We start from the raw sequence: 7,240 nt of genomic DNA on the forward strand, positions 1-7,240 counted from the left end.
GAAAAAACATGATTTTTTGCATGTTTTATGAGTTTTAGGGTGTCGGAAGTCCTCTCCTTTGGAGAGGATTTAGGTGAGGTCTGTCTGCAAGCTTTAAACATATCGCTTATCCCGAACTCACGTTAATAATCAGCAGCCAATATGCTGTAAATTATTTTACAGGAGTTACAGATAACCACATCATTCTCCCTAAGAAGCTGTTTGAAAATTTAATTCTTTACAGGGATTTAGCGATTTTTCGCACAGAGCAAAAGCGTAAACAGCCGTAATGAAGCGTCTCTGCCGGCCCGGTGTTCTCCGTGCGAAAAAATTTTAAACAGCTTCTAATCTTATAAAGATGTTTTGCACATGAAATAAATGTGCTTTAAAAGCGGCTATTTTTACCCAAAACATTCATAGCTATGTCAAAAGTTATTTCTCTTTTTAATATGGATGAAATAGAGCAGTTAAAGAAAGAACAGCAGGCTTTTACGGATAAAAATGATCCGGGAACTGTGCATGCCGTAATGCCGTTGCTGTATGTGCCCAAAAAGAAGGCATCGAAAAACGACAGCCCGCTGGAGAAAGAAATGCGCCGGTTTAACAGGCTGATAAAAGAAATACATGAACATGAGCAATCTGAAAAGGAAGAAAAACGGAATGAAGAAAAATATGAACGGTTATTTCAGCAAAAAGTGGTGCCGAAAATGATGGAGTGCGCTTTACTGAAACTGGAAATGGCGCAGCGGATGGAAAACGTTGTTGCACAGGCAAAACTTACCAAGGCCCAACGGAGGTTATATACAGAATTTATGATCGCCTTCCTGGATGAAGTGGCGCCGTACAATGAAACACTCATGCAGATACTGCGCGAGAAAACGAATGAACAGGTAAGGCTGTTAAACAAAAAAGATAAAACAACCTTGCAAAATATAATGGAAGGCGCCGGCTTTAACCCTGAAAGCATTGCTTCGGAAAATTTTGACCTGAACGATTTTTTCCGGAGCAACGAAGAAAAGATGAAAAATACTTTTGCGCCCGGGCCTGCAGAAAAAGAAAATGTGCACACTGATATTCATGCATTGTATAAGATGCTTGTAAAAGAAATTCACCCCGATACTGAATCCGACGAAGAACTAAAACAGCAGAAACATCATTTAATGCAGCAGTTGGTTGAAGCCAAAAACAACAATGACCTCTATGCCATGCTGCAGCTTAAAGCTTTTATGGAGCAAAAAAGCGGGGATGCTTTTAACAATACTGAATTTTATACGCTCGATAAATTGAAGCGGTTAAATAAAATGCTTAAAAAAAGGGTGGATGCCAACCGCGCCAGTTATACAAGCCAGTTGTTTGAAAGCCTTAGGATGGATAACGGTTTTATTTTTATGGATGACCCGCATAAAAGCGCAGAAGCGAGAATAAAAGATGAAACAGATGAAATAAACGATATTATTGATACGGTAAAAAAAGACCTGGAAAAGCCGCTTACGCCTGAAGCGCTGCTGGAAATACTGCATTATTTTAAATTTGCTGATCAGTAACAGGGCTGCTATGCAAATGCCGGATGAATTATACCAGCGCTTGTTCAGGGATGTGCAGCTAAAAAAAATATTTCCTGATAACAAAACTTTTGTGGACTGCACGCCTAACAGTAGCATTGAAAGCATTCTTTCCGGGTATGAAAAACTGTGCGCAACCCATCCTTCCAATGAAGCTGTAAAAAAATTTGTAGAAGACCATTTTACCATTCCGCCGGCTTCATCGCCGGGCTATCATACAAATAAGAAGGCCGGCATAGCTGATCATATTGAGGAGCTTTGGAATGTATTGCAGCGAAGCGCTGATAAAGCGGTAAAAGGCAGTTCCCTTATCCCGCTTCCTTATCCTTACATCGTGCCCGGCGGCCGTTTTCGTGAAGTGTTTTACTGGGACTCTTATTTCACCATGCTCGGGCTTGCGGAAAGCAACCGGTGGGAGATAATTGAAAACATGATTGATAACTTCGCCTGTCTCATCCATACATTTGGTTTTATTCCCAATGGCAACCGCAGCTATTTTCTCAGCCGCTCCCAGCCGCCTTATTTTTCCTGCATGATAGAACTGCTGGCCGTGCACAAAGGCGATGAGGTTTACAAAAAATACCTGCCTGCCATGCGGAAAGAATACGATTACTGGATGGATAAAACATATCCTACCAAACATTGCGTTCAATTAGATAACGGCACTGTGCTTAACCGTTATTACGATCAGTTAAGCAAACCCCGCCCGGAAGCTTTCTGGCAGGATTCTGCTTTATCAGAAGCATGTACCGATGCCAGCCAGCTTTACCGCGATCTGCGCGCTGCCTGCGAAAGCGGCTGGGACTTTAGCGGGCGCTGGTTTAAAGATGGCAAAACATTTAATACCATTCAAACTACCAGCCTGCTTGCAGTTGATCTGAATTGCCTGCTCTACCATCTTGAAGCCACCATTTGCAGAGGCCTTACCCTTAACGGCGATGCCGCAGAGGCCGATGTGTATGATGAAAAGGCTGAGCGCCGCCGCAAAGCCATCAATAAATATTTCTATAATGCAGCAGATGGCTGGTATTATGATTATACTATCAGCGAAAAGAAATTAAATAACCAAAAAACACTGGCCGGCTTTACGCCCTTTTTCTTTTTCATTCCGCCCGAAAAATATATAGATAAGGCTGCCGCTGTGGTGCATGGCGATTTTTTAAAAGATGGCGGCCTTGTAACCACCCTCATCAACACAGGGCAGCAATGGGACTGGCCGAATGGCTGGGCGCCCCTGCATTGGATAACCATAAAAGGGCTTGCTAATTATGGTAAGCGGAATTTAGCCGCCCTGATAGCAAAAAAATGGGCGGCGCTTAACATAAAAGTTTACCGGAGCACAGGCAGGCTGATGGAAAAATACAATGTAATTGATACCCATCTCACGGCAGGCGGCGGCGAGTACCCTTCGCAGGATGGCTTTGGCTGGACCAACGGCGTGCTGCTGAAAATTTTGAAAACGTATAAATAGTTCAATAGTTCACGGGTTCCAGAAGTTCACAAGTTCGCGAGCTCCAAAGGTTCACGAGTTAATTGCAGCCACTCAACCCAACTTTATACATTAAACTTTAAACAACTGCAACAACCCGTAAACCCGTGAACTTGTAAACTTGTAAACCCGTAAACTCTCTAAGACTTCTTTCCGGTTATCTTCATCTGAATATCCGTTGTCATGGGTATTGACTGGCCGCCCTGGGTAATGTTCATATCCAGTTTGGTATCTACATCGCCATCAACCGCTATGCCTGAAGGAATATCATATTTTATGCTGCCTGCCGAAGTGCCGTTAATGGTGGCGTTGGCGTTTGAGTCTGGCGAGGTGATTTTGGAATCTACCTTTACCGTAGCCGTCTTGCCATCAACCGACTCAAGCGTATAAGTGTTGTTTGATGTCATTTCAGCGCCGCCGCTATTGGAATGTAAAGTGCCCGTCCAGGTATCGCCCGGTTTTACAGGCTTGCCGGGATAAGCGCCGAAAGATTGTTGTATATTTTGTTTAAAGTTCTCTTCATTAAATGCATTGCCTATATTTCCTATCGGGCCCGCTGAAGAAGCCGCTTCCGTAACCTTGCGCATCATTTCGTTAAAACCGGTTACAGTGCCCACTTCCCCTTTTTCATTGATGGTAAACATAAATTGCCCGCCCTTCATGGCGCCAAATATTTTGCCAAGCACGCTGCTTATCATATCGCTGCTGTCGGCCGGCTGGTCAGAATCATAATTTATATTCATGCCGGCAACATTTATGTTCATGGCAATCTTTGTAATGGTGGAAGCTATTTTTTTCCAGCCGGCGCTATCGCCTGTATTCTTAAAAAGATACGATATACCTACCGTATTTTTTACGTCCATATCCTGGCCGCCCATATTGCCCTTTGTTTCTATGTTCATGTTTAAAGCATAATCATAGCTTTCCCCCGTTTTTAAATTAAATTTAAGATCAACCGGCTTTTGAGCCGGCGCCTGCATAACCATAAACAACACAATAGCAAACGCTGCAAATAATTTTTTCATTTTATTGAATTTTGAATGGCAATAGTAAGCCAATTTTTTTTGTTTGATTTAAAGCAAAACGGGAAGGGTTGCTTGTGATTTTTCAGGGCAACTGTTTCTTTTCCGGCTATATCTAAAAAAAACAAAAAAACGCCCATAACGGGCGCTTTTTATTCAGGCTTTGGCGGCCGCGGCTTTGCCCCGTTTGTTATATTCTGTTTTCTTCTTTAAGCCCAGGCTTTGAATTTCATTGCTGCTATCGCCATATTGCGCCATAACCTGATTTTTTACGCCCAGGATGTAGTTGTGAAAATCCCATTCGGCAGTAACGGTATTGTCCCTGGCCGATTTTAGGGCTGCGGTCGCCTGTGCTTCCGTGTTTTGCAACTGGCTTAATGCAGCAAGCTTGTTTTCACCTTCCTGTATGGAATATGCCGCGTTGGAGGGCTGATAAGTGCTTATGCCCTGCAGCACAGAAAAAATAGTCTGGTCTGCGGCAATGTTAGAAGGGCTTAGCCTTTTGGTTTCATTTTTTGCCATAATGATTAATTTTTAATGTTAAAAAAATAGAGCGCGTTTATACCGGGAAAAATGGTGTTTTTGCTTTTTGGTATTGATGTGTGCTGTTTTGGTGTTTACATTATGCTTTTTAGAATGCCCGTTCCTGGTTATAGGTTATTATGTTCGGCTTATACGATGCGGTACTTTCTTTACAGGATTTGCATCTTTCTTTATAAGATTTGCATCCTTCTTTATAAGATTTGCATCTTTCTTTATAAGATGAACGTCTTCTTCTATAAGATTAGCATCTTCTTCTATAGGATGGGCATCCTTCTTTATAGGATAGCGTGCTTATTAAGCAAGCAATAATCTTTACATGCAATATAACAATTCTTTTGGCAAAGCTGTAAAATTAGCAGGGCAATACTTTTGTATTTTTTAGTGCAGGCACATTACTTTTGGCGTTTCAGCAAGAAATGATCTCTCCACAAACCATAGAGCAAATTACAAACCGCATTGATATAATTGATGTGATTGGTGAATTTGTAAAGCTGAAAAAGCGCGGAGCGAATTATCTCGGCAACTGCCCTTTTCACAACGAGAAAACGCCTTCGTTCACGGTATCTCCGTCAAAGGAAATTTATAAATGTTTTGGCTGCGGCAAAAGCGGCAACACCATCACTTTTTTGATGGAGCATGAGAAATATTCTTATGCCGAAGCCTTAAAATGGCTGGCCCAGCGCTACAACGTAGAAATACAGGAAACAGAGGTAAGCGATGAAGCCCGCACCATGCAGCAGGCGGCAGAAAGCCTGCACGCCTTAAACAATTTTGCCCAAAAGTTTTTTACAGAACAATTGCTGCATACGCAAGAAGGCCAGTCGCATGCCATGGCCTACCTGGAAGAACGCGGTTATGATGAAAAAATAATCGGGCATTTTCAGTTAGGCTATAACCCGCAGGCCAGGAATGCGTTTGCCACCGCCGCCCTGAAGCAGCAATTCAATAAAGAAGTTTTGCTGAAGAGCGGTTTGCTGGTTGAGCGCAATGATGAAATGTTGGATAACTACCGCGGCCGCATCATCTTTCCCATTCATAACAATACGGGAAAGATCATCGGCTTTGGCGCCCGTGTAATTGGCAAAGCTGAGAAGGCGCCGAAATACATCAACACGCCGGAAAATGAGGTATATATAAAGAGTAAAATTTTATACGGCTCTTATTTTGCCCGCCATTCCATTGATAAGCAGGATGAATGTTTGCTGGTGGAAGGTTATACCGATGTCATCAGCCTGCACCAGGCGGGCATTGATAACGTGGTGGCCAGCGGCGGCACCTCGCTTACCACCGACCAACTGCGCATCATAAAAAAATATACAGCCAACCTCACCATAATTTACGATGGCGATGCTGCGGGCATAAAGGCTGCCATGCGCGGCTTAGATATGGCGCTGGAAGAAGGCCTGAACGTAAAGCTGGTTTTAATTCCCGATAAGGAAGACCCCGACAGTTATGTAAAGAAAGTGGGCGCTGATGCTTTTAAAAAGTTTATAGCCGAAAACAAGAAAGATTTTATTCTTTTCCAGCTCGATGTTTTGCTGAAAGAAGCCGGCAACGATATTACCCGTAAAAATGATGCGGTAAACCAGGTGGCTGAAAGTTTAAGCAGGCTAAACCGGGCTGAAGATTTTACGCGCCGCCAGGCTTATATACATGAATGCGCTGCTGCTTTGAAAATAGATGAAAGCGGGCTGATAAACCTCGTGAATAAATTTATTCACGATAAGGTAGCGAAGGAAGAAAAGAAACAGGCTGCGCCTATTACGGGTTTGGAAGAAAAGCCTGCTGAAGAAAACACAAACGAATTATTATTTCATCCCGATGAAGCGCAGGAAAAAAATATACTGCGGGTATTGCTGGAATACGGTTTAAAAGGCTGGGATGATAACCATACGGTTGCCGAACATATTTTTAAAGAACTGGAGCAATTTGGCTTTGACAGCCCGGATATGGTTTACCTCTACAGCACCTACCATGATTATTATGTGCAGGGCCTGCAGCCTTCTGCCAAAACATTGCTGTACCATGAAGATGAAAGGATAAGAAACCTTGTTGTAAACGTAACTTTATTCCCTTTTGAATTAAGCCAGCGATGGGATGAGAAACTGGAGAACATGCAGGTTTCAAATGTTGACAACAGCCTGCAGGATGTAACGATGAGCCTGAATTATTTTAAGCTGCATAAAATAAAGAAGATGTTTGAGCAGAACCAGCACGATATTGAGAAATCAGCCAACTGGGACGAGACCAAACAATTAATGGAGGTGCACCGTTACCTTAAAGGCATAGAAAGGGAAATTACGCAACAGCTTGGCGCCGTTATTTTGAAATAGCTCAATTCTATTCGCAGCAAAGTAAAAATTTTGATTATTTTAAAAACGGAACTAAATTATTTGCTGACATAAAAAACAGCAACAGCAAGCCGCTATGCTGCTCTTGATATTGTTTTAAAATTTGTTAATTATAGTAAACACAGGATGAATTTGTGCATTGGCTGTTTGCACCTGCTTTATAGGAATGTAAGATGATCTCACATTCCTGCACGTCATTCCCGCGAAGGCGGGAATCTCATAATCATGCTGTATAAGCAAGGATGACTTTATAAAATGTAGATTGTTACACGCTAAGTATGAGATGCCCCCGAC

At 42.6% G+C, this 7,240-nt stretch carries 5 protein-coding genes; 3 read left to right on the forward strand and 2 right to left on the reverse strand.

Annotated features, from left to right (window positions below):
- Positions 1–401 precede the first annotated feature (401 nt).
- Both QM629_RS19180 and QM629_RS19185 read left to right on the forward strand, forming a co-directional pair.
- Positions 402–1,523 (forward strand): hypothetical protein, encoded by a 1,122-nt coding sequence (locus QM629_RS19180; RefSeq protein ID WP_415161523.1) that lies wholly within the window; start codon positions 402–404, stop codon positions 1,521–1,523.
- 10 nt (positions 1,524–1,533) lie between these two features.
- The gene (locus QM629_RS19185; protein ID WP_415161524.1) at positions 1,534–3,012 is read left to right on the forward strand and encodes a trehalase family glycosidase; all 1,479 of its coding nucleotides are present in this window, start codon (positions 1,534–1,536) and stop codon (positions 3,010–3,012) included.
- Positions 3,013–3,170: 158 nt separating this feature from the next.
- On the opposite strand, the gene QM629_RS19190 is transcribed toward QM629_RS19185, so the two are convergent.
- Positions 3,171–4,055, reverse strand: coding sequence for a DUF6263 family protein (locus tag QM629_RS19190; RefSeq protein WP_415161525.1), 885 nt, complete (start codon positions 4,053–4,055; stop codon positions 3,171–3,173).
- A 153-nt stretch (positions 4,056–4,208) separates the two neighbouring features.
- On the reverse strand, positions 4,209–4,574 hold the full coding sequence (locus tag QM629_RS19195; protein WP_415161526.1) for a hypothetical protein: 366 nt from the start codon (positions 4,572–4,574) through the stop codon (positions 4,209–4,211).
- A gap of 437 nt (positions 4,575–5,011) precedes the next feature.
- On the opposite strand from QM629_RS19195, the gene dnaG reads away from it, so the two are divergent.
- Complete coding sequence (gene dnaG / locus QM629_RS19200; RefSeq protein WP_415161527.1) at positions 5,012–6,928, forward strand: DNA primase; 1,917 nt, start codon at positions 5,012–5,014, stop codon at positions 6,926–6,928.
- Positions 6,929–7,240 lie beyond the last annotated feature (312 nt).

Origin of the sequence: Parafilimonas sp., assembly GCF_047606085.1 — a bacterium.
Classification (GTDB): Bacteria; Bacteroidota; Bacteroidia; order Chitinophagales; family Chitinophagaceae; genus Parafilimonas.